Source organism: Microbacterium sp. UBA837 (genome assembly GCF_002296025.1).
Taxonomy (GTDB): Bacteria; Actinomycetota; Actinomycetes; order Actinomycetales; family Microbacteriaceae; genus Microbacterium.
Genome location: NZ_DBHD01000020.1, coordinates 1 through 1,511, shown reverse-complemented (window position 1 = coordinate 1,511; position 1,511 = coordinate 1). Strand labels below are relative to the sequence as shown.

Genomic DNA, 1,511 nt, shown 5'->3' with positions numbered 1-1,511 from the left:
GCCACACCGAGCACGGGCAGCAGTGACAGCACGAGAACGCTCGTCGCGCCCGCCCAGGGTGAGAAGGCCGTCACGATCACCGGCAGGGCAGCCAGCACCGCCACCAGCGTGAGCAGCAGCATCCGTGGTGGACGGGGCATGGCCGGATCCTCTCGTCGCGGGCTCTGCCCCCAGCATCCCAGTGATCGGCGCGCCCGGTGGAGGTTCGACATCCGCCTCGGACTTCGCGTGCGGCCACTGTGGCAGCAGCTCAGCCAAGCCGCGCCGCCCCTGCGGGTTACCGGGGTGCAGCGATCTCCACTGTGCCGCTGCCCGTGACATCCGTCGCGACCTGGACGGGATCGCCGGCATAGGTGAGTCCGCCGCTGCCGCTCACGCTGGCGCGGAGGGTGTCGGTGACGAACATCCACGCGGAACCGCTGCCCGCGATCGATGCTGACGCCTTCTGGGTGCGCAGATCCTCGCCCGAGAAGTCACCCGACCCGTCCATCATCAGGTCGAGCGACACACTCGAGCCCTCGAGGGTGACGCTGCCCGATCCATCGATCCTCACCGTCAGGTCCCGCGTGTGGGTGTCGGTCAGCGCGAGGCTGCCGGAGTCCGTGATCTCGACGACCCCCTCAGGTCCGAGCACGCCGGCGCCCGAGACGCTCCCCGAACCGCTGACCTGCACACGATCGAGGGAACGCACGGTGAGGTCATAGCTGATCCGGCTCACGCCGAACGCGCCGCCGCCGTAGTCCAGCACCAGCGTGCCCTCGTCGACGTCGGAGGTCAGCGCCGAGATCGCGACAGCAGATGCGGTGATCGTCAGCGATTCCTCCTCGCCGATCGTGATGGTGAGATCGCCGCTGGTGCGAAGGTCCACGGCATCCACCTCGGCGATCTCTCGCGTCTGGGTCGTCATGGGTCCTGAGAACGGAATCTGTCCGCAGGCCGACAGCGGTGCGACAAGCAAGACTGCGGCGGCGAGAACCGCGGCGCGGGTGAACGGTTGGGTGCGGGTGTGCATGGTGCTCCGTAGGAAGAGGGTGGGGAAGGGGGATGTTACGAGCGGGCGTTCTGTCGGCTGGCGGTGCGCGGCCACATCCAGACCGAGCGCAGGATGTACGCCAGAAGCGCCAGCTCGATGCCGATCGAGACGACATAGAAGGGCGCCCACTCCCAGGTCTCGCCGACGGCGTTGAACACCGTGACGGGCACGTACAGAACGCCCACGACAAGGTTCGTGATGCGGTTCGCGCGGGCGGGAAGGACCGCGGAGAGCACGACCATCACCGACGGGATCGCCGTGAGCGTGAGAAATCCCGTCATCAGCGCCGGCGTGATCGGGAACTCGAAGACCAGACCCGCCTGGATGTTGTCGATGACGTTCGGCTTGTGGAGGTGGTAGTAGTCGACATAGATGACCAGGAACATGAAGCTCGTCCAGGCGGCGGCGAGCTTCGTTTGCACGGGGACAAGAGCGGTGGCGAGCGGTTTCGTGGTGGGTGAGGTGGTCATGGGTCCTT

Annotated in this window: 2 protein-coding genes; both read right to left on the bottom strand. The window is 67.0% G+C overall.

The window, feature by feature from the left end:
• Positions 1 to 277: 277 nt before the first annotated feature.
• Positions 278 to 1,012 (bottom strand): GIN domain-containing protein, encoded by a 735-nt coding sequence (locus tag B3587_RS01640; protein WP_292726045.1) that lies wholly within the window; start codon positions 1,010 to 1,012, stop codon positions 278 to 280.
• Positions 1,013 to 1,047: 35 nt separating this feature from the next.
• The coding region (locus B3587_RS01635) for a DUF6326 family protein (RefSeq protein WP_349675793.1) at positions 1,048 to 1,511 on the bottom strand (464 nt) is incomplete at its 5' end.

Coding starts and splice junctions, on each gene's coding strand:
- B3587_RS01640 (WP_292726045.1), bottom strand. CDS start 1,012: ATGCACACCCGCACCCAACCGTTCACCCGCGCCGCGGTTCTCGCCGCC.